At 45.4% G+C, this 26970-nt stretch carries 20 protein-coding genes; 16 read left to right on the forward strand and 4 right to left on the reverse strand.

What is annotated here, in order from left to right; translation table 11 throughout:
* The first annotated feature begins 46 nt into the window (after positions 1-46).
* The 11 genes from QEP08_RS07490 to mobA all read left to right on the forward strand — a co-directional run bounded on the left by QEP08_RS07490 (position 47) and on the right by mobA (position 15292).
* A complete protein-coding gene (locus tag QEP08_RS07490; protein WP_285056996.1) occupies positions 47-2845 on the forward strand; it encodes an FAD-binding and (Fe-S)-binding domain-containing protein in 2799 nt (932 codons plus the stop codon).
* Positions 2846-2853: 8 nt separating this feature from the next.
* On the forward strand, positions 2854-3975 hold the full coding sequence (locus tag QEP08_RS07495) for a D-TA family PLP-dependent enzyme (protein ID WP_285056998.1): 1122 nt from the start codon (positions 2854-2856) through the stop codon (positions 3973-3975).
* A gap of 108 nt (positions 3976-4083) precedes the next feature.
* Positions 4084-5034, forward strand: coding sequence for a bifunctional molybdenum cofactor biosynthesis protein MoaC/MoaB (gene moaCB, locus QEP08_RS07500; RefSeq protein ID WP_285057000.1), 951 nt, complete (start codon positions 4084-4086; stop codon positions 5032-5034).
* A 2-nt stretch (positions 5035-5036) separates the two neighbouring features.
* Positions 5037-6221, forward strand: a complete 1185-nt coding sequence (locus QEP08_RS07505) for a molybdopterin molybdotransferase MoeA (protein ID WP_285057002.1) — start codon at positions 5037-5039, stop codon at positions 6219-6221.
* A 479-nt stretch (positions 6222-6700) separates the two neighbouring features.
* A complete protein-coding gene (locus QEP08_RS07510) occupies positions 6701-8014 on the forward strand; it encodes an MFS transporter (protein ID WP_285057004.1) in 1314 nt (437 codons plus the stop codon).
* Between the two features lie 17 nt (positions 8015-8031).
* Entirely contained in the window at positions 8032-11526 is a 3495-nt protein-coding gene (locus QEP08_RS07515; protein WP_285057006.1) for a nitrate reductase, read from the forward strand.
* A gap of 11 nt (positions 11527-11537) precedes the next feature.
* Positions 11538-13007 (forward strand): rubredoxin, encoded by a 1470-nt coding sequence (locus QEP08_RS20870; RefSeq protein ID WP_349019026.1) that lies wholly within the window; start codon positions 11538-11540, stop codon positions 13005-13007.
* A 92-nt stretch (positions 13008-13099) separates the two neighbouring features.
* Positions 13100-14017 (forward strand): GTP 3',8-cyclase MoaA, encoded by a 918-nt coding sequence (locus QEP08_RS07530; RefSeq protein ID WP_285057008.1) that lies wholly within the window; start codon positions 13100-13102, stop codon positions 14015-14017.
* 4 nt (positions 14018-14021) lie between these two features.
* Positions 14022-14255 carry a MoaD/ThiS family protein gene (locus tag QEP08_RS07535; RefSeq protein ID WP_285057010.1) on the forward strand — a complete coding sequence of 78 codons (234 nt, stop codon included), beginning with the start codon at positions 14022-14024 and terminating at the stop codon, positions 14253-14255.
* The gene (locus QEP08_RS07540; protein WP_285057011.1) at positions 14215-14733 is read left to right on the forward strand and encodes a molybdenum cofactor biosynthesis protein MoaE; all 519 of its coding nucleotides are present in this window, start codon (positions 14215-14217) and stop codon (positions 14731-14733) included. The genes QEP08_RS07535 and QEP08_RS07540 overlap by 41 nt, the downstream gene beginning before the upstream one ends.
* Positions 14723-15292 (forward strand): molybdenum cofactor guanylyltransferase, encoded by a 570-nt coding sequence (gene mobA / locus QEP08_RS07545; RefSeq protein WP_285057013.1) that lies wholly within the window; start codon positions 14723-14725, stop codon positions 15290-15292. The genes QEP08_RS07540 and mobA overlap by 11 nt, the downstream gene beginning before the upstream one ends.
* Here the strand turns inward: mobA and QEP08_RS07550 are convergent.
* Positions 15276-16151 carry a 1-aminocyclopropane-1-carboxylate deaminase/D-cysteine desulfhydrase gene (locus QEP08_RS07550; RefSeq protein ID WP_285057015.1) on the reverse strand — a complete coding sequence of 292 codons (876 nt, stop codon included), beginning with the start codon at positions 16149-16151 and terminating at the stop codon, positions 15276-15278. The two genes, mobA and QEP08_RS07550, sit on opposite strands and share 17 nt — an antisense overlap.
* Positions 16152-16456: 305 nt before the next feature.
* On the opposite strand from QEP08_RS07550, the gene QEP08_RS07555 reads away from it, so the two are divergent.
* Positions 16457-17491 carry an RluA family pseudouridine synthase gene (locus tag QEP08_RS07555; RefSeq protein ID WP_285058347.1) on the forward strand — a complete coding sequence of 345 codons (1035 nt, stop codon included), beginning with the start codon at positions 16457-16459 and terminating at the stop codon, positions 17489-17491.
* A 13-nt stretch (positions 17492-17504) separates the two neighbouring features.
* Positions 17505-18338 (forward strand): aminotransferase class IV, encoded by an 834-nt coding sequence (locus QEP08_RS07560; protein WP_285057016.1) that lies wholly within the window; start codon positions 17505-17507, stop codon positions 18336-18338.
* On the opposite strand, the gene fmt is transcribed toward QEP08_RS07560, so the two are convergent.
* Entirely contained in the window at positions 18339-19247 is a 909-nt protein-coding gene (gene fmt, locus QEP08_RS07565) for a methionyl-tRNA formyltransferase (protein ID WP_285057018.1), read from the reverse strand.
* Between the two features lie 207 nt (positions 19248-19454).
* On the opposite strand from fmt, the gene QEP08_RS07570 reads away from it, so the two are divergent.
* The gene (locus tag QEP08_RS07570) at positions 19455-20531 is read left to right on the forward strand and encodes a DNA topoisomerase IB (protein ID WP_285057019.1); all 1077 of its coding nucleotides are present in this window, start codon (positions 19455-19457) and stop codon (positions 20529-20531) included.
* Positions 20532-20550: 19 nt separating this feature from the next.
* Here QEP08_RS07570 and QEP08_RS07575 read toward each other — a convergent pair whose 3' ends face one another.
* A complete protein-coding gene (locus QEP08_RS07575; RefSeq protein WP_285057020.1) occupies positions 20551-20763 on the reverse strand; it encodes a hypothetical protein in 213 nt (70 codons plus the stop codon).
* Positions 20764-20949: 186 nt separating this feature from the next.
* On the reverse strand, positions 20950-22215 hold the full coding sequence (locus tag QEP08_RS07580; protein ID WP_285057022.1) for an exo-beta-N-acetylmuramidase NamZ family protein: 1266 nt from the start codon (positions 22213-22215) through the stop codon (positions 20950-20952).
* Positions 22216-22313: 98 nt separating this feature from the next.
* Here QEP08_RS07580 and QEP08_RS07585 point away from each other — a divergent pair, with 98 nt between their 5' ends.
* The gene (locus tag QEP08_RS07585) at positions 22314-25196 is read left to right on the forward strand and encodes a PVC-type heme-binding CxxCH protein (protein ID WP_285057024.1); all 2883 of its coding nucleotides are present in this window, start codon (positions 22314-22316) and stop codon (positions 25194-25196) included.
* A gap of 309 nt (positions 25197-25505) precedes the next feature.
* Entirely contained in the window at positions 25506-26726 is a 1221-nt protein-coding gene (locus QEP08_RS07590; RefSeq protein WP_285057026.1) for an ABC transporter permease, read from the forward strand.
* Positions 26727-26970: the final 244 nt, after the last annotated feature.

Raw genomic sequence — 26970 nt, forward strand, 5'->3', positions numbered from 1 at the left:
TCAATAAGTTTTAGATTAATTTGACAATTTTGCTGATCTTCATGCCATGAAACTATTACTGGAGGCAATAATACCCAAAGAAAGAATTAAAACGCGCCTCATTGATCTTGTAGCATCTGCTTCAGATGCAGGTTTTTATTATTTAAGGCCGAAGGCAGTTGTGCAGCCGGTGTCTGAACCAGAGATAAAAGCACTGTTCAGCTTTTCTCATTCACATAAAGTTCCTTTAACATTCAGGACAGGCGGGACAAGTCTTTCAGGACAAGCCATCACCGACGGAATTTTGGTGGACCTGAGTCAGTACTGGAATAAAATAAGTATCGAAGAAGGCGGAGAACTGGTGAGGGTGCAGCCGGGGATAACCGGCAGCATGGTCAATGGTCATTTGAAACCTTATAAAAGAAAGATCGGGCCGGATCCATCAAGTATTGATGCCGCGATGATGGGTGGTATCCTGTCTAATAATTCGAGCGGGATGTGCTGCGGGGTGAAACTGAATTCCTATCATACGACCAAACACATCCGTTTTATTTTGCCGGACGGCAAGACTTTTACTACGGAAAACGAAACAGATTACACGAGATTTGAGCAGGAATGCTCCCATATTTATGGGGTCGTTAAAGACATACAAGGGCAGCTTGCGGCAAATGCACATCTGTATGAACTGATCCGCAAAAAATACCAGACCAAGAATACGGTAGGTTATTCATTGAATGCCTTCATTGATCATCAGCATCCGCTGGATGTGCTTTCGCACCTTCTGATCGGTGCCGAAGGGACACTTGGTTTTATTGCGGAAGCAGTGATGCAGACGGTTCCTGATTATCCTTATAAAACTACCGCATTTTTATATTTCCCGGATATTTACGCGGCTTGTCAGGCCATCATTCCGTTAACTGTTTCAGGAGCTGAAGCGGTTGAGTTGATGGACAGGGCTTCATTACGGTCAATGGACAGTTTGAAAGGTGTTCCTGAAAGGTTAAAGACTTTGCCTAAGACTGCAGCTGCATTGCTGGTTGAGTTTCAGGCAAACAGCCTGGAAGAACTGCGGGCCAAGCGGGATTTATTTCTCTCTTCGGCATCCACTTTGTCTATGCTGGAACCGCCGGTATTTACGGAGGATGTAAAGGAGCAGGCTTTCTTTTGGAAACTTCGTAAGGGAATGTTTCCTGCGGTTGGCGCGGTAAGGGCAGGAGGCACGACGGTCATACTGGAAGATATCGCGTTTCCTGTAGCAAAACTGGGCGATGCTATTCTTGATCTTCAGGCTCTGTTTAAGAAATTTGATTATAACGAAGCGATCATTTTCGGTCATGCCAAAGACGGGAATATCCACTTTGTCGTAACACAGGCTTTTCATACAGCCACAGAAATTGAACGTTATGACTTGTTTATGCAGGATGTGGTCAAACTGGTGGTAGAAGCCTATGATGGCACTTTGAAGGCTGAGCACGGAACCGGCAGGAACATGGCGCCCTTTATAGAAACCGAATGGGGAGCTGAGGCTTATCAGATCATGAAAAGACTCAAACAAACCATTGATCCTGAAAATCTGCTCAATCCCGGAGTAATCATCAATGAACATAAGAACGCTCACATTATGAATTTAAAGCCTCTGCCTTCGGTAGAGCAGGAAGTGGACAAATGCATCGAGTGCGGCTATTGCGAACATAAGTGCCCAAGCCGGAACATTACCCTTACTCCGAGACAGCGGATAGTAGTAAGAAGAGAACTGGCCGGTTTAAAAGCATCGGGCAATAAAAAAGAATTTGACCTGCTGGCCAGGGAATATCAGTATGACGGGCTGGACACTTGCGCGGTAGACGGCTTATGTGCTACAGCCTGTCCGGTAGACATCAACACAGGAGACCTGGTAAAAAGACTAAGAAGGGAAAGCCACAGCAACACGGCAAACAGCTTGGCATTGACAGTCGCAAAGAATTTTGGTGCAACCGCCTTTGCGGTTGGGCTTGCGGTAAAGGCCGGAGACGGTATCAACCATGTTTTTGGCGAATCAACAATGAGGAATATTACGGGCGGCCTGAAGAAGATTATCCCGGCAGTTCCTTTATGGAGTAACCAATTGCAGGCGGCAAGAGGTAAAATTAAAGGACATGATGAAGGGTCTGTTGTTTATTTTCCAACCTGCATCAACAGGATGATGGGCGGTGCAAAAGACCATAAAAAAAGTGTTCCGCAAACATTTATGAGTGTCTCTGATAAAGCAGGGATTAAAGTGCTTGTTCCTGATGACATCAACGGAATGTGCTGCGGACAACTGTTCTCTTCCAAGGGTTACAGTAATGCTTATGCATATACTTCCAATGAAACGGTCAGGAAACTCTGGAAATGGACATCCGGCGGGAAATTCCCCGTCGTCCTTGACGTTAGCTCATGTACACATACTTTGCAGCATTGCCGGACGGTACTCACAGATGAAAATAAAGATTATTTTGACCAGCTGAATATCATTGACAGCATAGATTATTTGTTTGACCAGGTCGTGCCAAAGCTGAAAGATGTGCGCAAAAAGGACAGCATTGTGCTGCATCCGGTGTGTACATTAAAAAAAATGGGACTTGAAGGCAAATTATTCCAGCTGGCCAGCCATTTTGCAAATAAGGTGGACATCCCATTGATGACCGGCTGCTGCGGAATGGCCGGTGACAGAGGATTTTTATTTCCGGAACTTACTGCATCAGCGACAGCTCCGGAAGCCGGAGAGGTAAAGAACAAAACCTATTCTGGTTACTATTCTACTGCTAAAACCTGTGAAATGGCCATGTCTGATGCGGTTGGAAAAAACTATGAATCCATCCTTTACCTGGTTGATGAATTAATTTAATAATGAATATGGACCGTACTGATAAGCAGTGGTATACCATTAACAACCCTGATAAGCTGGATTCGCCCGCGCTGATCATCTATCCGGACAGGGTTAAAAAGAATATAGGCACTATCGTAAAAATGATAGACGATCCGTCAAGGCTCAGACCACATGTTAAAACCCATAAGACAAAAGAAGCTGCACGTCTGATGATGGCGGCCGGGATCAATAAATTTAAATGCGCAACCATAGCAGAGGCGGAAATGCTCGGAATGTGCAATGCGGAGGATGTATTGCTTGCTTATCAGCCCAACGGACCCAAGCTAGGCAGGTTGATAGCTGTGATTAAACAATACCCCGAAACAAAATTTTCCTGTTTAATTGATAACTTGGAAAGTGCCGGGGAAATATCAGGTCAGGCATTGTCCAATGGACTGCGCATACCGGTGTACATAGACCTGAATGTTGGGATGGATAGAACAGGTATTAAGCCGGACGGCAGAGCCATGAGCTTGTATGAAGAAACTACACTTTTAAAGGGTATTGAAATTCTGGGCTTTCATGCCTATGACGGACACGTTCACGAACGGGATCTTGAAATGAGAAAGAAGCTAAGTGAACAGATATTTAGTCCTGTCGAAAAACTAAAGAGGGGACTGGAAAACAAGGGGTTCCGACCAATCCGCATCGTGATAGGCGGCTCACCCACATTTCCAATATATGCTAAGAAGACGGAAGTAGAATGCAGTCCCGGAACTTTTATTTTTTGGGACAAAGGCTACCAGGATTTGCTTCCTGAGCAGAATTTTTTACCCGCGGCACTGATTTTAAGCCGTGTCATTTCAATGCCGGATGAAACTAAAATATGCATCGATCTGGGGCATAAATCCATTGCAGCCGAAAATGACCTGCAAAAAAGGCTGTACTTTTTAAATGCCCCGGATCTTAATATCATTAGCCAGAGCGAGGAGCATCTGGTGCTGGAAGCAGGTGAACATCATCAATGGAAAATCGGAGACCTCCTTTATGCTTTGCCCTTTCACATCTGCCCGACCTGTGCTTTATATGAATATGCCACATTGATAGAAGAAGGAGAGTTGTCGGGTACCTGGAAAATTATCGCACGTGACAGAAAAATAACGATTTAGCTATTTATTGATTTTTTATTTGTGATTTATCAGATTTTAGTAGTTGTTTTGACAATGTGATTTTAAATGATCACCTGAATTTCAAAAAGACCGAATCAACACAGCTACATGAGAGACATTACGGGTAAGCAGATCACTTTAAGGACGGCAGATGCAGTAGGGATAATTTATTGCTCTCCCGAAACATTGGACCTCATCTCCAGGGATGAGCTCCCCAAAGGCAATCTCTTTGGCGTGGCCAAAGCCGCTGGGTTTATTGGCGCAAAATTGACTCCGCAGCTGCTTCCGCATTGCCATCCTGTTACGATCGACGGCATGGACATTACTTTTGAATATTTGCAGAAAGACATTCATCAGGAGCTATTTGAAGAAGCTGTTTTTAGCCGGACCGGAATTGTCATAAGAGGCACCGCGAAATCGATAGGCCGTACTGGTATAGAGATGGAAATGCTCACAGGCGTATCTGTAGCGGCACTGGAAATTTATGACATGCTCAAGCCGGTAGACAAAGAACTGGAAATAGGAAATGTTAAATTACTCAAAAAAACAGGCGGTAAGTCTGACCGGCAAAAATATTTCGCCTCAGCTCCTGTATGCGCTGTTTTAGTTTGTTCAGATTCCACTGCCGAAGGTAAACGTGAAGATAAAAGCGGTAAAATTATTATAGAGATGCTCGAAGGTGTAAACGCCCGGGTCAAACATTATGCTATAGTTCCGGATCAAAAACACCAGATCCAGGAAAAGATTAAAGAATGGGTAGCTGAAGATATTCATTTTGTATTTACCACAGGCGGTACCGGCCTCGGTCCACGCGACAATACGGTAGCCGCAGTAACAGAAATTCTGGAACGTGACGCCGACGGTATTACTGAAGCCATGCGTACATTCGGGCAGATGCGCACACCTTTAGCCATGATGAGCCGGGGTGTAGCAGGTTCAATAGCGCAAACGCTTATTGTGACTTTGCCTGGCAGTTCGGATGGCGCAAGGGAGTCTCTTGAAGCCATATTGCCCGCCGTATTTCATGCCCGTAAAATGATGAAAGGCGGAGGGCACTAGCCATGATCAGTTTTGATGGGGCCATCCGGGTAATTGCAGCGCACTCCCGGATTTTAGGTGCTGAAACTGTTCCTGCTGATGACGCGGATGGCAGGGTACTTGCAGAAGACATTTTTGCCGATCGGGACTATCCGCCTTTCAACCGTGCCGCGATGGATGGCTACGCCATTATTTATGAGGATTGGGTGGGCGGCATCAGGGAATTTATCGTATCAGAAACCATTTTGGCAGGTCAGCCAGCTTCAAAAAAACTTGTAAAAGGATCCTGTTATAAAATTATGACCGGTGCAGCAGTACCCGGGCCGGCAAATGTCGTGATCAGAGTGGAGGATTCGGTCATAGCGGGTGATAAGGTTAGACTGACCGCGCTGTCAATGAAACCTTATCTGAATATTGCACGCCAGGGAGAGGATCTGCTTTCAGGAAGTACCGTAGCTCATAAATACGCAAAACTTACGCCTCAACTGATTAGTATTCTTGCAGTGGTCGGGCGTGAACGTATACTGGTGCAAAAACTTCCATCCGTTGCCGTGGTTACTACAGGAGACGAGGTAGTGCCTCTGGGACAAAGCATACTGCCTTATCAAATTCGAAACAGCAACGCTTACCTGATCCGGTCCATGTTAAAAAATAACGGCATTGTTCCCGCATTTGTCCAGCATGTCAGGGACGATAAAGAAATGATAAAAGAGGTTTTAAACGAGGCCCTGCGCAGTGATATTGTCGTCATTAATGGCGGCGTTTCCGCAGGGGAAGCAGATTATGTGCCTCAATTGCTGGAAGCTCTCCATGTTCAAAAGTTATTTCATAAAGTAGCCATCAGACCCGGCAAGCCGATATGGGTAGGGGCAAAACCCGACGGAGGTCTGGTGTTTGCACTCCCTGGCAATCCTTTTTCCTGTTTAGTCACCTTCAACCTTTTTGTCAAGCTTTTTCTGAACCTGTCCCAGGGCCTGGAAGCACCACAATATTTTAAATTGCCGTTTAAAGGGACAAGATCGAAAAAAGTAAACCTTGACGAATTTTTTCCGGCACGGATTGATGCTGACTCCATGACAGTTCAGCCTGTTTCCATAAATGGGTCTGGTGACATCAGGCTTGGTCTTAATGCAGAGGCTATTGCGCTGCATCCGTTGGAAACCGATGTGCTATCGAGCGGAGATCTGGTGAATTTCTTCTTTCTGTAGCTTTATTTTGGTGAAAATTTCCTATTTTTTTGGTAAATGTTCGATTTTGTCGACTTTTTAGGGATGTTTTGTTTTTTTTAGTTATAATTCAATGGATTTTTTCATTAAACCATGTGTTGTTGTTTATTTATGCTGTGTGATATGATCGTTAGTTGTATAAAGCTGAATTTTTTATTGAAATGTTACTAGATTTTTATTGTATTTGTCATTTTATACAAGTTTTTATTATTTAAAATTCTTTTTATATATGATTTTTAATATATTTATCGCATTAAACTTATTTATATCGTTATTTAGTTGTTAAAAATTGATAATATTTGAATGTATTTGGTTAGATGTTTGATTATTTGCTATTTTTTTGACTTATTGTATTAAGATTTATAAGTTTTTGTATTGTTTTATGTGCTGACAACGGATTTAAGTATTCAGATTGTAATGTCTGCATCAGTGTTTAAGCGTAACCACTAAATCAAAAAAATATGGCAATTACTGATATCCCACAACCGCTCAAAGAGCTGCAGATCTTTTCATGGAAAGGAATCCAGATGAAAACTTTTCACATCACATGGATTACTTTCTTTTTTTGTTTCTTTGGTTGGTTCGGCATAGCTCCATTGATGCCTGTAGTTCGGGAACAACTCCATTTAAGTAAGGAACAGATTGGTAACATCATCATTGCCTCAGTTTCTGCTACTATTTTTGCACGGCTCGTCATTGGAAAACTATGTGACAGTATTGGCCCGCGACTGTCTTATACTATTCTCTTATTGCTTGGCGCCTTTCCGGTTATGCTTATCGGCTTGTCAAACAGTTATGAAAGTTTTCTCATCTTTCGGTTTGTGATCGGGATTATAGGTGCATCTTTCGTCATCACACAGTTCCATACCTCCATGATGTTTGCACCAAATATCATAGGCACTGCCAATGCAGTTTCCGGTGGCTGGGGCAATTTGGGTGGTGGTGTAACTAATCTGGTTATGCCCCTGGTCGCTTCTGCTTTTGTTGCCCTTGGCTACAGCAGCAGTGCAGATTCATGGAGATACGCCATGGTGGTGCCCGGAGTTATCTTGCTGATCATGGCATTTATTTATTATAAATACACCAAAGACACACCCGCCGGTAATTATGCCGATATCGAAAGGGGGCCAAAAGCAGAAAAAGCCAAAGGTTCTTTTGCTGCGGCAATGAAAGACAGACGGACCTGGGTTTTGGCGCTTGCTTACGCTGCCTGTTTTGGTATAGAAATAACAGTTGATAACGTTGCAGCCATTTTCTTTGTCGATAATTTTAATGCTACCTTGATTCTTGCCGGTGCACTCGCCGCCATCTTTGGTTTCATGAATATCTTCGCCCGGGCGCTTGGGGGTATAGTGAGCGACAAGGTCGGTAAAGTCTATGGATTGAGAGGAAAAGGTATTCTTCTGGGGTCCTTCCTGGTATTGGAAGGTATCGCGATCACTTTCTTTGCGCAGGCAGGCACACTCACTGTAGCCATTATCTGTATGCTGGTCTTCGCGTTGTTTCTGAAAATGGCAAACGGAAGCACCTATTCCATAGTGCCTTTTATCAATAAAAAAGCAATAGGGTCTGTAAGTGGCATCGTTGGTGCCGGTGGCAATCTCGGAGCAATGCTGGCAGGATTTCTTTTCAAATCCAAATCCCTTACCTATGCCGATGCATTTTTATATATAGGGATAGCCGTTGCCGTAATAGGTCTGCTTGTTACCATGACCCCTTTTCACAAAGAGACCGCAAAGAGTAATAGTCTCAAAGCAGAATTACAACCGGCCTAAGCCAAAATAATAACCTTATGGAAATTGGAGAACGATCTTATAAAAGTACCTGCTGTTACTGCGGTGTCGGATGCGGAGTAATTGTCAATAAGGAGAAGAACGGTTCTGTAGTGATAAGCGGCGATGCAGATCATCCTGTAAATAAGGGCGCGCTGTGCAGCAAAGGTTTAAATCTTCAATACACTGTAAACGATCAGAGCGATCGGTTGCTGTATCCGCAAATGCGGTACAATAAGAACATGCCGCTGCAAAAGGTAAGCTGGGATGCAGCCCTGGAACGCACTGCCGCTGTATTTAAAACATTTATAGACAAGTATGGCCCTGATTCGGTAGCTTTTTACGCTTCCGGTCAATGCCTCACTGAAGAATATTACGTCATCAATAAGCTCATCAAGGGCTTCATAGGCAGCAACAACATAGATACCAATTCAAGGTTGTGTATGAGCAGTGCGGTTGCTGCTTACAAAATGAGCCTTGGCGAAGACAGCGTGCCCATCTGCTATGACGATATCGAACTTGCAGACTGCTTCTATGTCACCGGTGCCAACCCAGCCTGGTGCCATCCCATTTTATGGCGCAGGGTAGAAGCCCACAAAGCTAAAAACCCGGATGTGAAGATCATCGTCGTCGACCCCCGTGTCACCGATACGTGTTCAAACGCCGATCTTCATTTGCAGATCAATCCCGGCACCGACATTACACTCAATCACGCCATTGGCAGACTGCTCATCGAAAGAGATAAAATCGATCATAAGTTTGTGGCCAATCATACTGAAGGTTTTGAGAAATACCGTACGCTCGTATTTGAGAAAAGTCTGAAAGAATCGGCAGAGATCTGCGGACTGGATCCATATGATATCATTACCGCGGCAGAATACATATCTGATGCTAAGGGCTTCATCAGCATGTGGACCATGGGCCTAAACCAAAGCGTGGTCGGGGTGAACAAGAATCTAAGTCTGATCAATCTGAACCTCATCACTGGACATATCGGAAAACCGGGATCCGGACCATTCTCCCTTACCGGGCAACCCAACGCAATGGGCGGCCGGGAAGTTGGCGGCCTGGCCAATTTGCTGCCGGCACACCGCAACCTTAATGACCCCCTGCACCGCAAGGAAGTTCAGGACTTTTGGAAAGGCAAAGAAATCTCGCCCAGACCGGGATTAACAGCTACTGAAATGTTTGAAGCCCTGAACGATGGCCGTCTTAAAGCCATATGGATCATTTGCACCAATCCGCTCACCAGTCTGCCCAATGCGCGTATTGCAGAAGATGGGCTCAAAAAAGCCAAATTTGTTGTAGTGCAGGAGATCAGTAACAAGCCAGAAACATTGAAATATGCAGACGTGATCCTTCCTGCGGCCGCATGGGCGGAAAAGGAAGGCACCATGACCAATTCAGAGCGGCGGATCAGTTATCTGCATAAAACAACAGAGGCACCAGGTGATGCACTTCCGGATTCGGAGATCATCTGCCGCTTCGCGGAAAAAATGGGCTACCCCGGCTTTGATTTCAGTTCCTCCGAGGAGATCTTTAAAGAGCATACCCGGCTGACGGCGAAAACAACACTGCGCATGGACGGACTTGACTATGGCGTGATCAGGCGTAAGAATACCGTGCAATGGCCATACAGTAAACGTATGGATTCGGGGACCGCACGCTTGTTTACAGACAAAAAATTCCATACTGAAAGCAAAAAGGCGATCATTCATGCCGTTCCGGATGATTTTAGCAGTGAAAAGGCCGGGCCTGATTTTCCATATGTGCTCACCACCGGAAGGATCCGGGACCAATGGCACACCATGAGCAAGACGGGGAAGGTCAATAAGCTTAAAAAACACATTCCTCAGGCATTTTTAGAAATTCATCCTGACGACGCTGATGAACTTGGCATTCAGGATTCCGATATTGTAGTGGTCAGATCTCTGCGCGGAGATGTGCGTGTAAAAGCAAAACTATCACCGGCGATTAAAAAAGGAGTGGTGTTTCTGCCCATGCATTGGGGCAAAATACTGGGCAGCGACCTGAACAGGACCAATAACCTGACCAGCACGCTGATCGACCCGATCTCTAAAGAACCTGATTTTAAATATTGCGCGGTTAGCATCGAAAAATATAAGAAACCAAAACAACACATCGTGATCGTAGGGGCCGGTGCCGGTGCCTATGGCTTTGTGAAATCATACCGGGAGCTGAACACTGAAGACGAAATCACCATTTTTAGCAAGGAGAACCTTCCATTTTACAACAGAGTGATGCTCCCGGATTATATCAGTGGTGAACAAACCTGGGAGCAGCTGGTAAAAATGAAAGACGAAGAAGAGCCTGAGTACAACATTAACCTTTTGCGGGGGATCAGTATAGAAGAGATAGACCGGATAAATAAATATGTGGTTGATTCCAGAGGAATAAGAACTGCCTATGATGTGCTGATCATGGCCACAGGTAGTCGTCCGGCCATTCCTAAAAATGTGCCATCATTACCGGGCATTTTTAGTATGCGGACACGCACCGATGCCGACAATTTTAAAAAACACATCTCCAAAAAAGCAGAAGTGGTTATCGTAGGCGGCGGCCTTCTTGGACTGGAGATGGCGGCGTCATTAATTGAGACCGGAATAAAAGTGACCATCGTACAGCGCGTGTCCCGCTTTCTGAGCCGGCAACTGGATTCACTGGGCAGTCAGCTGCTTAGCGAACAGATGGCGGGAATGGGTTGCGACATCTATTACAATGAAGAAGTGCAGTTGTTTTATGGAAGATCAAAACTTACCGGCATAGGACTAAAAAGCGGTAAAAAGATCAGTTGCGATGCGGTGATCATGGCCATAGGTACCAGCCCAAATATTGAGCTCGCCAAAAAATCTGACATTTTGTGCAAGCGCGGAGTTGTGGTGGATGAAAGGATGCAGACAAGCGATCCGGCTATCTTCGCCATTGGCGAAATCGCCGAATTTGAGGACATGATGTATGGCATTACCGCGGCGGCAGAACAGCAGGCCGAAGTGGTAGCTCAATACGTCAATGGCGACATCTCCAGCTATTATGAAGGAAGCACTTTAATGAACATCATTAAGATCCAGGGCTTTGACCTGTGCAGCATTGGTTTGTCTGAGTCTCCGGACGAGAAAAATTACGAAGAGATCGTATTCATTGACAAAGCCAAACGCTATTATAAAAAATGCATTATACATCAGGACAGACTGGTAGGGGCGATCCTCATCGGCGATAAAGCAGAATTTCAGGAATTCAGGAACCTCATAGAAAACAAGATTGAACTGAGCGAAAAGCGAATCCAGTTGCTCCGGAGCGGGAATAAGCCAGACCCTGTAATGGGTAAGCTGGTATGCAGCTGTAATAATGTTGGTCAGGGCAATATCGAAACAAAGATCACCGAGGGGTGCTCCGATCTGAAACAGCTCTGTGCTTCAACTGGTGCAGGGACTGGCTGCGGATCCTGCAGACCGGAGGTGAAACGCATACTTGAACAACTGTTAAGCGCAGTGTAAATAAACAGGATATGGCCGAGGAAAAAATACATACCATCAAAATCAATCTCCCGGGAGGGGTAGTAGCTGCAGGTGATATGCTGGAAATACTGGATGCGGCAAAGAACGCAGGCATAACAGAGGTCCGTTTTGGCACACGCCAGCAGTTGTTCATCAATGCCAATGCAGAGCAGCTTGAATCGCTTGAGCATGAGTTTTTTGTCGCCAACATAGATTTTGAGCTCGATGCCGGCCAGTATCCAAACATACTCAGTTCTTATGTGGCCCAAAATTTATTTGGCAATCCGAACTGGCTTGGTGAGGGTGTTTATAAAGATGTTCTGGATCTTTTTGATTACAAACCTCAGCTGAAGATCAACCTGATCAACAGCAATCAGACCTTTGTCCCTTTTTTTACTGGCAACCTCAATTTCATCGTTTCAGCGGTAAGCAATTACTGGCACCTGCACATCAGGTTTCCCAAGACCAGTATCTTTTATGTATGGCCGGTATTGGTCTATACAGAAGACATTGCCATACTGAGTAAAGATATTGAAGAAGCGATATTAAAAAAGCCTGATATTTACTGCAACCAGGAAGATATAAATGGTACGGTACTCTATCAAAAAGTCGGGAATGAAACTAAATTTATCCAGTACCACAGTACAGTTCAGCTTGAACTTCCGGATTTTAGCCTTCCTTATTATGAAGGGTTTAACCGGTATGACAGCAATAAATTCTGGCTGGGCATTTACCGCAGAGACGAATCCTTTTCCTGCGACTTTTTAGAAGATGTCTGCACACTATGCATCAGGTCACGGATTGCCCAGTTTTACATTACTCCCTGGAAATCCATTATCATAAAAGGAATAGAAGAACAATTGCCCTGGAATATGGTCATGGCCAAACACCGCATCAATATACGCCATGCTTCTAACGAGCTCAACTGGCAGGTGGAAGACCTGTGCGATTACGGACTTGGCCTGAAGCAATACCTGGTTAAACAGTTTGATAAAGAAGACCTGCGAACCTTCAAGCTTTCATTTGCAGTTAAGGTGAATCCCAAAACCGGGTTATTCGGCTCAGTAATCATCAGAAAACAGTTGAATACCGATAAAGAAATTTTTGATATACTGCATACCCGTAATTTCAATCCAAACTCAAAAGATTTCGTAACTTTCAGAACGGATATCAGTTTGAGCGAACTCACACCGGCATTGATCACACTTTGTGATCATTATTATGACCTGCAAACAAAAGATGCCTTGCTGTTGCGTGCCGAACATATCCCTGAAGAGGAAGAAGATCACAAATCGCTGATTATGGTTCATCAGTGTAAAAACTGCAGATCTGTATACGATGAAGAATTTGGTGACGAAATCAATGAGATAAACCCCGGCATTGGGTTTGATGATTTGCCGGATACCTATAAATGTCCCATCTGTAATTCAGAAAAGATGGATTTTTTACCGGTAAGCAAATACATGCTTATGCAATGTTAAAAGAAGTATAAATAAATATTACCGATACTTGCTATTTTTACATCATGATTGAGCCAGGGGATATATACGACCGAAAATTCAAAACCCTCCGGGTGAGTTTGATCAATACCTGCAATCTGGGCTGTGTATACTGCGCCTGTGGTCAGGATGAAATGCGGGAAAGTTATATACTGCAGCAATCGCAAGCCCTGCCTGCTGAGAAAATGCTGAGCATTATCGGGCGATTGCACCAGCAGCTGGATCTGCAGACACTGCGCCTTACCGGCGGCGAGCCGCTGCTATACAGGGATCTGGCAACGATCGTTAACGGAGCGCTTCAATTTGGAATTGAAGACCTGGCATTGACTACAAACGGAGTACTGCTTGAACAGCAGGCAGAAACATTGCGAAAAGCAGGTTTAAAATCCATCAATGTATCACTGGACGCCATAGACGAAGCGACATTTTTTAAAATAAGCCGCCGCCGCGGACTGGACAAAATACTCCGTGGTATTGATAAGGCACAGGAATGCGGAATTGAAGTCAAACTAAATACAGTAGTCATGCGCGGAATCAACGAGCATCAGGTTCTGCCATTGCTCGACCATGCGTCCGGTAAAAATCTAAAGATCCGTTTCCTGGAGGTCATGGCCATGGGACATTTACATGAAAACTCCAAAGATTATTTCTTTTCCCAGCAGGAAATCCTTTCGATTATAGAGACGAGGCACAGTATTGCCAGGCTGCCGCGGAAGATAGCTGCTACAGCCAATTACTGGCAGACCGCCAAAGGGCATATCTTTGGCATCATCGCAAACGAAACTGCCCCTTTTTGCGGGGATTGCAACCGTCTGAGGCTGGATTCTTTTGGCAATATTTATGGATGCCTGAGCAGCAATACCCCGATCCCGATCGGAGGGGCTGCAGCAGACAGCGCCGAACTTACCGGTAAACTCGAACAGGCCATGTTACAGAAACAAATATTTAAATTTACAGGAAGCGATTTGAGCATGATGCATATAGGAGGATAGAATTATGAAGATTGAAGTATTTGCAGTGCTAAAGGATTTCTACGACAAACAATTTACGATCGGAGAAACATTGAAAGACATCAGTGAGCTGAAACGCTACCTGATCACACAGAAGCCGGAGGCAGAAGGAATACTTGGTGCCTGCCGCTTCGCGGTAAATGATGAATTGGTCGGTTCACACTATAACTTAAAAGCAGATGACCGGATCTCCGTTATCCCGCCAAGCAGCGGGGGCTGAAAACATACTCTCTGACCAGCCGCTGCAACTTGCAGAGCTGCTTGCTGCCTCACACCACCCGGGTGCCGGCGCAGTTGTGCTTTTTAGCGGAGACGTCAGGATCAATAACCTGGGAAAAGAAGTAGCCTATCTGGAATTTGAGGCCCAGGAAAAGCTGGCTGTAAAAATGATCCGGGAAATATTGGATCAGGCCACCCAAAAATGGCAGCTGAATATAGCGGTAGCACAGCACCGGCTGGGTAAAGTCGGGATCTCTGAGTGTGCGGTGGTGGTCATTACCGCATCACCCCACCGAAAAGAGGCTTACGACGCAAACCGGTATATCATGGACAGGCTAAAGCACGAAGTACCGATCTGGAAATGTGAATACTTCACTGATGGTACGCATAAATGGGGCGGAAACTGTAATTGCGCCGAGATCACCGGAAATCCCGCTGAGCACATCTATGAATTTAACAGCACAGCTCATGAAAAATAAACTAATGGGCGTAGTGTTGTGCGGGGGCGAAAGCAAGCGCATGGGCCTGGATAAAGGCTTGTTGCAGAAAGACGGGCAGCCATGGGCAGCGGTCATTGCCGATAAACTTGCACAACAGGACCTGGAAGTTGTCATATCTATAAGCGAACTGCAAAAGCAATCTTACCGGAACATTTTCCCTAAAAGAACGCTGATTATCGATCATATCCCGATCCGGGGACCTTTAAACGGGTTATTAAGTGTCCATCAGCGCTTCCCTGATCATGATCTTTTGTTGATGGCCTGTGACCTGACTGAAATGGACGAAGGCACCCTGAATGTCCTTATCGGAATCTACAGGCAGCAGCCCGGCCATGAATTTTATGTGTATCGTCACAACGGTTTCGCCGAACCGTTTTGCGCGATCTATACAGCCGCTGCACTGGCTGGAGTTTTACAACAGCAGGAATCCGGTGAACTCAAAAGATACAGCCTGCATGAGCGTTTTGAAACCGGAAACACAAAATATCTGACAATTAACGAATTGTCAGTTTTTAAGAACTTCAACCATCCCCTCTGAACTTTTCCTTCATTCCCCAGATACCCAACAGCCCACCCGTATGAACCGCGGCTATCTTGTCAGTGGTTTTAAAATATTGTTTCTTAACAAGATCGTCAATTGCAAAGAACAGCTTGGCCGTATATACCGGATCTATGAGCATACCTTCCTCAGCTACGAAGCGCTTTATAAATGAAATCAATCCAGGCTGTGTTTTGCCATAGCCCCCAAAATGATAATCCGTGTGCAGGATCAGCTGATCCGAGCTGCCGGTATATCTCGCAATCTCATCCGCAATGAAATCCCCGCCCTTTAATACGGGAACCACATGAAGTATAGTTTTTGACCCGGATTCTAAAATGCCTTTAAGGAGGCCAGCAGCGGTGGTTCCGGTTCCGGCAGCGCAAAAAAGGTGGTCAATATCAGGTGGAAGCTCAGCAATGAGTTCGGCACAGCCTTTCACAGCAGCTATTCCGGCACCTCCCTCATCTACAAAAAAGGCACAGGAATCTTCGGCAAAGTGTCTGCGGAACAATTTATCCTTTTCTTTATAATCCCTTCTGTCCGTGAATATAAGCCGCATGCCAAAAAGCCTGCAAAGCAAAAGCATTTCGTTTTCTACCGCCTCCCCACGCACAAACGCAGTGCTTTTTAAACCATTTCCAGCGCAGGCAGCAGCCGTAGCTACGAGGTGGTTGGAATATGCACCACCAAAAGTGACCAGATGATCTTTTTTAAGATTTTTAGCTTCTTCTAAAATGTATTTGAGCTTGCGCCATTTATTCCCTGAGATATAGGGATCAATTAAATCATCTCTTTTAACCCAAATGTTTATTCTGGAAGGATGCTTTAATTGCTGTATAGGGCTGTAAATCTTCATAACCGTGGTTACAAATATATAAGCCGGGGAGTTAACCTTGAATAATTAATGTTTGAAATAAATCTTTTTGATCAGATATGGGAAAAAGTTAAGAATTATCTTTACATTTTGAGTAAAATTTTTCATAAGCAGGGTTGTTAGGGTACAGGAAGCCTCTTAACAAAAAATAGGCCAATTTGTTTATCCGATATGTTGTTCTTAAAGATTAGCTTTGCACTATTCCTGATATTATGAAAAAAAAGCCCCTAACTACATTAAAACGCGATACTTTCCCTCGTCCGGAATTGAAAAGAGAAGATATTTTAATGGAAAATATTAACACGCTGCAAGAATCAGAAGATCAGGATCTTTATGAACATTTGAACATTGTTGTTGATAAAGGACAGTCTTTGCTGCGGATTGACAAGTTTTTAATGCACCGTGTGGAAAACGCGTCAAGGAGCCGGATCCAGAATGCAATCGAGGCGGAGAACGTCCTGGTCAACAAAAAGCCGGTAAAATCCAGCTATAAGATCAAGCCGGCTGATGAAATTTCCATAGTTTTTCCACATCCGCCACGGGATACCGAAGTTTATCCTGAAGACATTCCCATTGATATCGTATATGAAGACCAGGATCTGTTGATTGTCAATAAATCTGCAGGGATGGTCGTACACCCGGGCTTTAACAATTACACAGGCACACTGGTCAATGCGCTGGCCTTTCATTTTGAGCAGCTGCCTCATTTGCCCGGCAATGAAGGCAGGCCCGGGCTGGTACACCGGATAGACAAAGACACCTCCGGTCTGCTGCTCATCAGCAAGAACGAGATCACCATGACCAAGCTGGCCAAACAGTTCTTTGACCACAGCATCACCCGCAAATACATCGCGCTGGCCTGGGGGGATATCGCCGAAAATGGAACCGTAACCGGATATATTGGACGCAGTGCAAAAAACCGGATCATTATGGATAATTATGACGATGAAGAAAAAGGTAAGTGGTCAGTAACACATTATACCGTTTTAGAACGTTTAGGTTATGTGACTTTAATCAGCTGCCAGCTGGAGACCGGTCGCACACACCAAATCAGAGCACACATGAAACATATAGGCCATCCGCTGTTCAATGATGCCAATTACGGCGGCGACAAAATACTAAAGGGCACAACCTTTAACAAATACAAGCAATTTGTGCAAAATTGCTTCAATATTTTGCCCCGTCAGGCCCTTCATGCGCAGACATTAGGATTTATCCATCCAACTACCCGGACATACATGGAGTTTGAAGCACCTTTGCCTGCCGATTTTGATGAGGCCCTCAGCAAGTGGCGAAATTATATAGTACAAGCACCAGAATAATCCAATTGGCTTCATGGAGTATATTTTACACAACGACGAATTCGTTCCTGCGGACCAGCCCATACTAACCGCCCATAACCGTGGATTCAGGTACGGTGACGGACTATTTGAATCCATGAGGATGTGCAATGGCAAACTAAAATTTGCCGAACAGCATGCCGACAGGCTAAAAGCCGGTATGAAAGCGCTTAAAATTGAAGGGGGAAACCTTCTTGACGAATATTTTTTAAGACAAAAGACCACCGAACTTTGCAGGAAAAACAAGCTCAGGGACAATGTACGGTTCAGGCTCTCAGTTTATCGTGCAGGAGAGGGTCTTTACACCCCGGAAAACAACAAATCAGGGTACATCCTAGAAGCATCTGCCCTGACAGAAAACAACTACGAACTCAATAAAAAAGGCCTGATCGTTGATGTATACGACGAACTGACCAAACAAATAGACAAGCTGGCCAACTATAAGACAAGTAATTCCCTGCTTTACGTCATGGCCGGATTGTACAAGAAACAGCACCGTTTGGACGAAGCATTTATACTGAACCAAAATGGCTTCCTCTGTGAAAGCATCAGTTCAAATGTTTTTGTGGTTTACAATCAGCAGATTTATACCCCTGCGCTGTCAGAAGGCTGCATTACAGGTGTAATGAGGGGTGTGGTGATGAACATTGCGAAGATGAACAGCATTTCAATGGTCGAAGCACAGATCAATCCTGAGGTTTTAAAGGAAGCAGACGAAGTATTTGTTACCAATGCAACAGGTGGTGTTCGCTGGGTAATGGGCTATGGGCGAAAACGCTACTTCAATGAAGTGTCAAAAGAACTTAGCGCAAAACTGAACCTGCTGTAACTACAACCGCATCCCCCTTAAAAATTCATCAGTCCTCATTCTTTTTTTACCCTCGTATTGCAGATCGGTCAATTTAATGAAACCGTCTTTGGCGGCAAACTTCAGATAAGTCTTGCCATCAGACAGGAAGGCCCCGGCGGAAATGCCCGGCTCCTTATCCTCAAGCTCCGCCTTAAAGATCTTCAGGACCTTATCATTCAGCTTGGTAAACGCCGTCGGATAGGGACTCAGGCCCCTGATCTGATTATATATTTTTAAGGCAGGCTGGTTCCAGTCAATCAGGCAATCCTCTTTAAAGATCTTGGGCGCATGCTTCAATTCAGCGCTTTGCGGCTGCGGCTGCTCCTGATAATCACCATTGGCTATCGCCCTTACAGTTTTAACCAGCAATCCCGCCCCGGCATGCATCAGCTCATCATGCAGCTCCCCCGCAGTCTCATCAGACCTTATTTCCACCCTTTCGGAAAATATCACATCACCCGTATCAATCTCATGTTTCAGGAAAAAAGTAGTCACACCGCTTTCCTTTTCTCCGTTGATGATGGCATGATTGATGGGAGCGGCACCCCTGTATTGAGGAAGTAAAGACGCATGCAGGTTGATCGTACCACTCGGAGGCATATTCCACACCAGCTCCGGCAGCATCCGGAAAGCCACCACCACCTGCAGGTCCGCATTCAGCGATTTCAGTTCCTCCAGGAAAATAGGATCTTTCAGTTTCAGCGGCTGCAAAACCGGGATGCCTTTTAATACTGCGTATTGCTTTACAGCACTTTCCTGCAATTTCTGGCCCCTGCCGGCAGGCTTATCTGCAGCGGTAACCACGCCAACGACCTCAAAACCAGCTTCAACCAAAGCATTAAGAGATGCCACTGCAAAATCGGGAGTGCCCATGAAAACTATTTTCATAATTTTATTGTTTGGTTCTTCAGTAGTATTAAATTTTTTATTGTCTTCAAGCTGCCTTCAGGGGTTTTATTGTAATGAAGCGATCGTGATCCGGTCATTCTCTGTTTGATTTGAAAGATCCTGAGGGCTTCATATGTTTTTGTTTGAGATTAACGGCAAAATGAGCCTGCAAAATAAAAAATTAAACGCATATTTTAGGAAAACTATATGGTACAAACCATCGAGGAGATCAGATCAAGCGGATTGACATATGCAACTGATAGTCAGCCAGGCATATACAGAAAAGGGAAGCCGGGAGCGTTTTATTATGAAGATAAGGACGGAAACCGGATTGCCGGTGAGGATCAATTGGCCAGAATAAAGGCGCTCGTGATCCCGCCAGCATGGACCAATGTATGGATTGCGAGCAGAAAGAGTGCCTACCTGCAGGTCACCGGCTTTGATGCTGCAGGTAGAAAACAATACAAGTATCATCCGGAATGGACCTCAAGACGGTCTGATAGCAAATATTTCCGTTTACTGGAATTTGGCAAAGTCCTCCCGCAAGCACGGAAGCAAATAGCAAAAGACTTAAAGCGTAAAGAATTTGATGAAACAAAAGTATTGGCCATCTGCATGCGGGTGATGCTAAAAACATTGATAAGGGTAGGAAATGAATCCTACAGAGAATTGTACGGCAGCTACGGACTCAGTACCCTGAAAAATAAACACGTACAGATCAACGGGGACCGTCTTAAACTTAGCTTTACCGGGAAAAAAGGAGTGCGGCAAAACGTAGACCTCAACGACAGGACACTCGCGAAACTGGTGAAGAAATGCAAAGAAATTCCCGGACAGAATCTCTTTCAGTACTACACCGATGGGCAGGAACACCGACCGATTGATTCCGGAAAGATCAACAACTATATCCGCGAGATCACCGGAAGTGACTTTACCGCAAAGGACTTTCGCACATGGGGTGGGACACTGGAGGCCCTAAGGCAATTGGCCAAATGCAGTGTACACGATATTGAAAGGCCGAAAAAGAAAATTATCGTCGAAGTGCTGGACTGCGTGGCCGGCAAACTTGGAAACACCAGGGCAGTCTGTAAAAGTTCCTATGTCTACCCATTGCTCCTGGAAGCCTTCGAAAACGATGAGCTTTCCACATACCTCAAAAAAATCAATATTCAATCATCTATCAGCGATACTGCCCTGGAAAATGATGAAAAAGTACTGATGCAATTCTTAAGAGCCGCTCAAAAGTCAAAAACTCAAAAGCCGAAACACGGGAAGGCCGCTTAAACTACCAATGACAGCATGCTTAAATTTTTGGTGCCTTTTTTATAGGGTGCACAGGCTGCTCACCCTGTTCCCGTTGTTTGGCCGGATTTTTAAAATGAGGCTCTTTCCTGTCATAATCCATATCTTCAGGTTTTTTAACAGCCTTATCACCAGCGGATACCTTTCCTTTTGGAACTTCTTCCCTAAAGTTGCTGCTGGGTTTGTCATTTTTCTTTTTTGGTTCGCTGTTCATATTTATTGGTTGTTTAAAATAAGCGGTCGTCATCCCGATATTAACACGGTCGTCATCCAGGTATTAACACGGTCGTCATCCCGAGGAACCGAGGGATCTCTTGAATTATGCTTAACCAGGAGATCTCTCCTATCGTCGAGATGACGGGCCTGCGATCATTACCATCATCCTCTCCCGCCGTCCTCACTAAGGATACAACAAATACTTCTTGCGCATTGTTTTATAACTGCTCAGGCCCGGCTCCCAGCTTGCCCTGATTTCCTTTTCGGACTTACCATCAATAATCTGCTGGCGAAAAGCAGAGGTCCCGACCAGTTTCTCGATCGTACCCATTTCCTTGCTCAGTTTCGAATTAAAAAAATCAGCTTTATTCGGTGCAGCTTTGTACAATTCAATGATCCAGCCCAGATTGATCTGTTTAGTTTTTCTAAAAATAGAAGTATCATAATTTCTCAGGTCTAGCCCATAACAGACTTGGTTCATAAACAAAGGCGTCTCCGACATTCCCTTAATGCTCACCGGCGTATAAGAAAAATCATATTTACCCTTCAGGTAAGGCGCACCCACTACAGTAAAAGGAAACTGCGTTCCCCGGCCATGGTTCAGATAAGTCCCCTCAAACAGGCAGGTGGTTGGGTAAAGCAAGATCGACTGCGCCGTATTCAGGTTCGGAGATGGCTTTACCGGAAGCACATACGGCATATCGTGTGTATAATTTGCCACCCTGATCACCCTGATCTTACACCTCAGCTTATTGTCCAGCCAGCCCTCGCCGTTCAGCATCTGCGCATATTCACCTACTGTCAATCCATGAACAATAGGAATAGGCTTCAGACCAATTCCCGACTTGTGCTGAGGCTCTAGTATCGGCCCGTCAATATAAAAACCGTTCGGATTCGGCCTGTCGAGGATCAAAAGTTCCTTGTTGTGCTCCGCACAAGCCTCCATTACACGCTGTAAAGTATTGATATAGGTATAAAAACGGACGCCAACATCCTGGATGTCAAAGATCATAATATCGACATCAGCAAGATCCTCTTTGGTAGGCGTCGAGTGCTTGCCATACAACGAGATCGCCTTGATACCGGTTTTTGCATCCACATCATCACTCACATGCACACCCGCACTGGCGTTGCCGCGAAAACCATGCTCAGGTCCGAAGATCTTTACAATTTTCACCCCCAGTTTTAGTAAGCTGTCTACAGTTGTCTCCCTGCCGATGACCGACGTAGGATTGACCACCATACCAACCCGTTTCCCTTTCAGATAAGGAACATAAAGCCCCGTCTGCTCAGCTCCGGTGAGCAGTTTTTTCGGCTTGTCAATGTCCTCCGCTTTGACCTTATAAGGATCAGGAACACCAGGATTAAACTTGAATTTAGGAGAGCCACAGGCATTAAGCCCAAGTACCAGCAGCGTAATACTGAAAATCTGAGTTAAAGAATTTGTCATTATAGGTAAGTTCTTATCATTGTGTATCATGTACACTATAAAGGTAAAAATTTCAAGCAAAGTTTATTATATTGGGCTGACAAAACCAAATGATAACCATGAAGATCAAAATCATTGCTATTGCTGCAGCGGTTGCAGTAATTTCAGGCTATACCCTGAAAAAAAACCTCGACCTGAAAGTCCCTGACAAATACCTTTCAGATGAGACCCAGCTGTTTCTTCCGGATGACCTGGAAGGCACCCTTTGGGCAGAATCCCCAAAATTTTATAACCCCACCAATATCGACGTAGACATCAAAGGACGTCTTTGGGTAACAGAGGCTGTAAATTATAGAAAATACAACAACAAAGCACCTCATTTCAAAGACAGGGCAGAAGGTGACCGGGTAGTGATCCTCGAAGACAAAGACGGCGACGGCGTGGCCGAAACCTCCAAAATATTCGTACAGGACAAGGATCTTGTCGCACCGCTTGGCATCTCTGTGATCGGCAACAAAGTGATCGTATCCTGTGCCCCTTCACTGATCGTTTATACAGACGAAAACGGCGATGACAAACCAGATAAAAAAGAAGTATTCCTGACAGGATTTGGCGGTCTGGACCATGACCACAGTTTACATGCAGTTTTTGCCGGTCCGGACGGTAAATATTATTTCAATGCAGGCAACGCCGGACCCCATATTGTAACCGACAAAGCCGGCTGGCATTTGCGCTCCGGAAGTAACTATAACGGCGGGTCTCCTTACAACAATACCAACAAAGGTGGCCTGGTCAGTGACGACGGAAAAGTCTGGGTAGGAGGAATAGCCATGCGCGTAAACCCGGACGGAACCGGACTGAAAGTACTGGGCCATAACTTCCGTAACTCCTATGAATTTACCATGGATTCTTACGGCAACATGTGGCAGAACGACAATGACGACGACGGAAATAAAGGCGTCCGCGTTTCCTGGCTGATGGAAGGCGCCAATATGGGCTATGCCAGTGCAGACGGTACCCGCAGATGGGAAAATGACCGTCGTCCAGGCATGAGTACCCCTGCGGCACACTGGCACCAGGAAGATCCGGGAGTACTCCCTTACGGAGACAATACCGGCGCAGGCTCACCAACAGGAGTAGCCTTCAATGAAGGCGATGCACTTGGCGAGAAATACCGCGGTATGCTGCTGGCCTGCGATGCCGGACGTAACGTCGTATTTGCCTACAAACCCGGAGTCAATGGAGCCGGATATGACCTGAACCGTCAGAACCTGATCACTTCTCTGTCTGATGACGAAGTAGCCGTAGCGAAAAGCTCGGTAGGTCAGGATGAAAAAACCAAATGGTTCCGCCCGAGTGACGTAGCCATAGGCACAGACGGAGCGATCTATGTCGCTGACTGGTACGACAGTATGGTCGGTGGCCACCGGATGACAGATACAACAGGCACAGGCCGTATCTACCGCATCGTACCAAAAGGCAAAAAGCTGACCAGCCCTAAACTGAGCCTGAAAACTACAAAAGGACAGATAGAAGCCTTGTTGAGCCCGGCGATCAATGTGCGCAACTCCGGCTTTGTACTGCTTGTAGCACAAGGCAGCAAAGCTATAAAAGACGTTAAAAAACTTTTGACTGCCACCAACCCTTACCACAGAGCAAGAGCCATCTGGCTGCTTTCCAATATGGGGCCTGAGGGCGTTAGCACTGTAGAAAGCCTGCTTAAAGACAACGATCCAAACCTGCGCATCGCCGCATTCCGTGCTTTAAGAGAAGCAAAACCAGATATTATTCCTTATGCTGATCAGCTCAGCAAAGATCCATCCGCGGCAGTACGCCGTGAAGTGGCCGTAGCATTGCGCGACGTGCCATTGGATAAAACCCAAAGCATCATCACTGCCCTGGCAGAACAATATGATGGCAAAGACCGTTATTACCTGGAAGCCTTAGGTCAGGCAGCAATGGGCAAAGAAGAAGCACTTTACCCTGTTTTGAACACCAAACTCGGCGGCGATCCGTTAAAATGGAGCCCAGCATTCAGCGGCATCGTATGGCGCCTGCATCCAAAAGCAGCTTTACCTGCATTGAAGCAGCGTGCCGCATCCAGCCAGCTTTCTGCTGAGCAGCGCAAACAGGCCGTTGTAGCTATTGGCTTTGTCAAAGACCAGCAGGCAGCCGATGCCATGCAGGAACTGATGACCAATGCAGATGCCTCAGTAAAAGAACAGGCTCTTTGGTGGCTGCGTTACCGTCAGGGCAATGAGTGGGCCGATTATAAAATCACAATTCCTGAAGCCGCCTCATCGGTAAACGTAGCAGCACAAAAGAAAATGCTGGCACTGAAGCAGAAGCTCGAAAACAGCGCGACCTCACAGAAAGATAAAATAGAAGCTGCCAAAGCAATGGCCAAAGATAAGATCGGCGGAGAGATGCTGATTGGTATGGCGGTCGATAAAAAACTGTCCAAAGAACTGACTGATGAGATCAGTACCGTGATCTTCAGCAATCCTGAACAGACCGTGCGTGTGCTGGCCAGCGATTATTTCAAAAAACCAGGTGTGACGACTGTACTTTCCATTCCTAAAATTGCTAAGCTGACCGGTGATGCAAAAGCAGGCCGCCTGGTGTTCCAGAACAAATGTACCACTTGTCATAAAGTGGGCAATGAAGGTGCAAACATTGGCCCTGAACTGACCCTGATCGGCAAGAAGTTTGAAAAAAATGGCTTACTTGATGCCATCATCAATCCGAGTGCTGGTATGGCCTTTGGTTATGAGTCCTGGCTGATCACCAAAAAAGACGGAACTACGGTTTCCGGGTTCTTACAGGCTGATGGACAGACGGTAGTGCTCAAAGGCATGGCTGGTGAGAAGTACAACATCAAAGCATCAGACATTGCCTCGCGCAAGCAGTTCTCTACCTCGATCATGCCGGAGCCATCAGGCCTGCAGCTGAGCGAGAAAGACCTGGCGAATGTGGTGCAGTATTTACTGACGATTAAGTAAGAAGTTTCCGTCATCTCGACGATAGGAGAGATCTCTTGTTCAACTATAACAAGAGATCTCTTTTTTATGGCTAGGGGGCAATTTGTTTTTAACCGCTTGGAGCAGGAAAAAATAACCGTTCTCTTCGAAGACTGGACCTAGCGCGCTGAAAAAGCGCACAGAGTCCTATGTCTTCTCTGAGAAGGTGATTTTTCTGCTCCCCGCTAGCGTAAAGAAGATAAGCCTCGGATCAAATAGGATAAGCCCGGAATCAAAATTTTATTTGCATTTTTGCCCTGTCACTTTTGAACAACTTAACGGCGCATAAGATTGAATACAGAATATTTCATAGCAGGGCGCATTGCGCTCAAGTCAGAACGTACATTTTCCAAACTCATTGTCCGCATCGCTATAGCAGGAGTGATGCTCAGTCTGGCCGTGATGATGCTTTCTGTAGCGATCATTAAGGGTTTCAAGACTGAGATCCAGGAAAAGGTGAGGGGATATATCGGTGATGTGCGGATCTTCAAGTTTGACCTCAACAATTCATTTGAACTTTCTCCTTTTGTTCCTGCGCCGGAGACCATCAATAATCTGAAAAAGAACCCGGAAGTAGAATATTTCCAGCCATACGCCACCAAGCCGGCCATTATTTCAGCCAACAATGAAGTAGAAGGGATCAACTTTAAGGGCATAGATAAAACCTTCAACTGGGATTACATCCGCAAGCACCTGGTGAGTGGTACGGTCATTGACTTTAGCGATAGTACCAAAGCCACGCGGCAGATCATGATCTCGCAGTTTACGGCCAGCCGGATGAACCTGAAGATCGGCGACAACTTCATCATGTATTTCGTACAGGACCCGCCGCGTAAACGGCCTTTTAAAATTGTCGGTATCTATAATATCGGAGTAGAAGAGATCGACAAAAACTTTGTCATCGGCGACCTCAACCTGATCCGGAGGCTGAACAACTGGAAGGCCGATGAAATAGGGGGAATAGAGATCAGGATCAAAGATTTTTCCAGGCTGAAGCAAACCTCTGCCGACATTTACAAGGGCCTGGAGATCAAGCTCAAATCTGAATCTGTACAGGAATATTTTCCAGCTATATTTACCTGGCTGTCTCTCCTTGATGTCAATACGACTGTCCTGCTGGTACTGATGATGGTAGTGGGGGTTATCAACATGATCACAGCATTGCTCATTATGATCCTGGAACGTACCAATATGATCGGCCTGCTCAAATCTATGGGTATGACCGATGTGAGCATCATGAAGATTTTTCTGTACAACGCCATTTACCTGGTCGGCATCGGCCTGCTGCTGGGCAATATACTCGGCCTGGGTCTTGGTTTTATCCAGCAATATACCCATGTATTTAAGCTGGACCAGTCATCTTATTATCTTTCTTATGTGCCCATAGAAATTCATTTCCTGGATGTGCTGCTTTTAAATATAGCTACTGTGGTCATCTGTTTCCTGGTACTCATCATCCCTTCCATGCTCGTCAGTAAGATCAGTCCGCTCAAAGCCATCAGGTTTAAGTAATTCCCCCCAGTTCATTTAGCCCTTAGCTTAAGATAGGCTTACCTCACAAAGGGGTCACACCCATATTACATTCGGGATTCACCCGGGGTTGAAAGGGCCTGAAGCGTTTCGACCTTGGTTGGGATCCGGTTGTGACATGGCTTTATGGTTATTCTGAGTAAAAGCAGAATGCCTTGAGTTCAGCATCTGATCTGCACTATACCGGGAAAATATAAATGTTTTATGTTCTTATTTGGACTTGATC

It is taken from the genome of Pedobacter ginsengisoli (genome assembly GCF_030244015.1).
Classification (GTDB): domain Bacteria; phylum Bacteroidota; class Bacteroidia; order Sphingobacteriales; family Sphingobacteriaceae; genus Pedobacter; species Pedobacter ginsengisoli.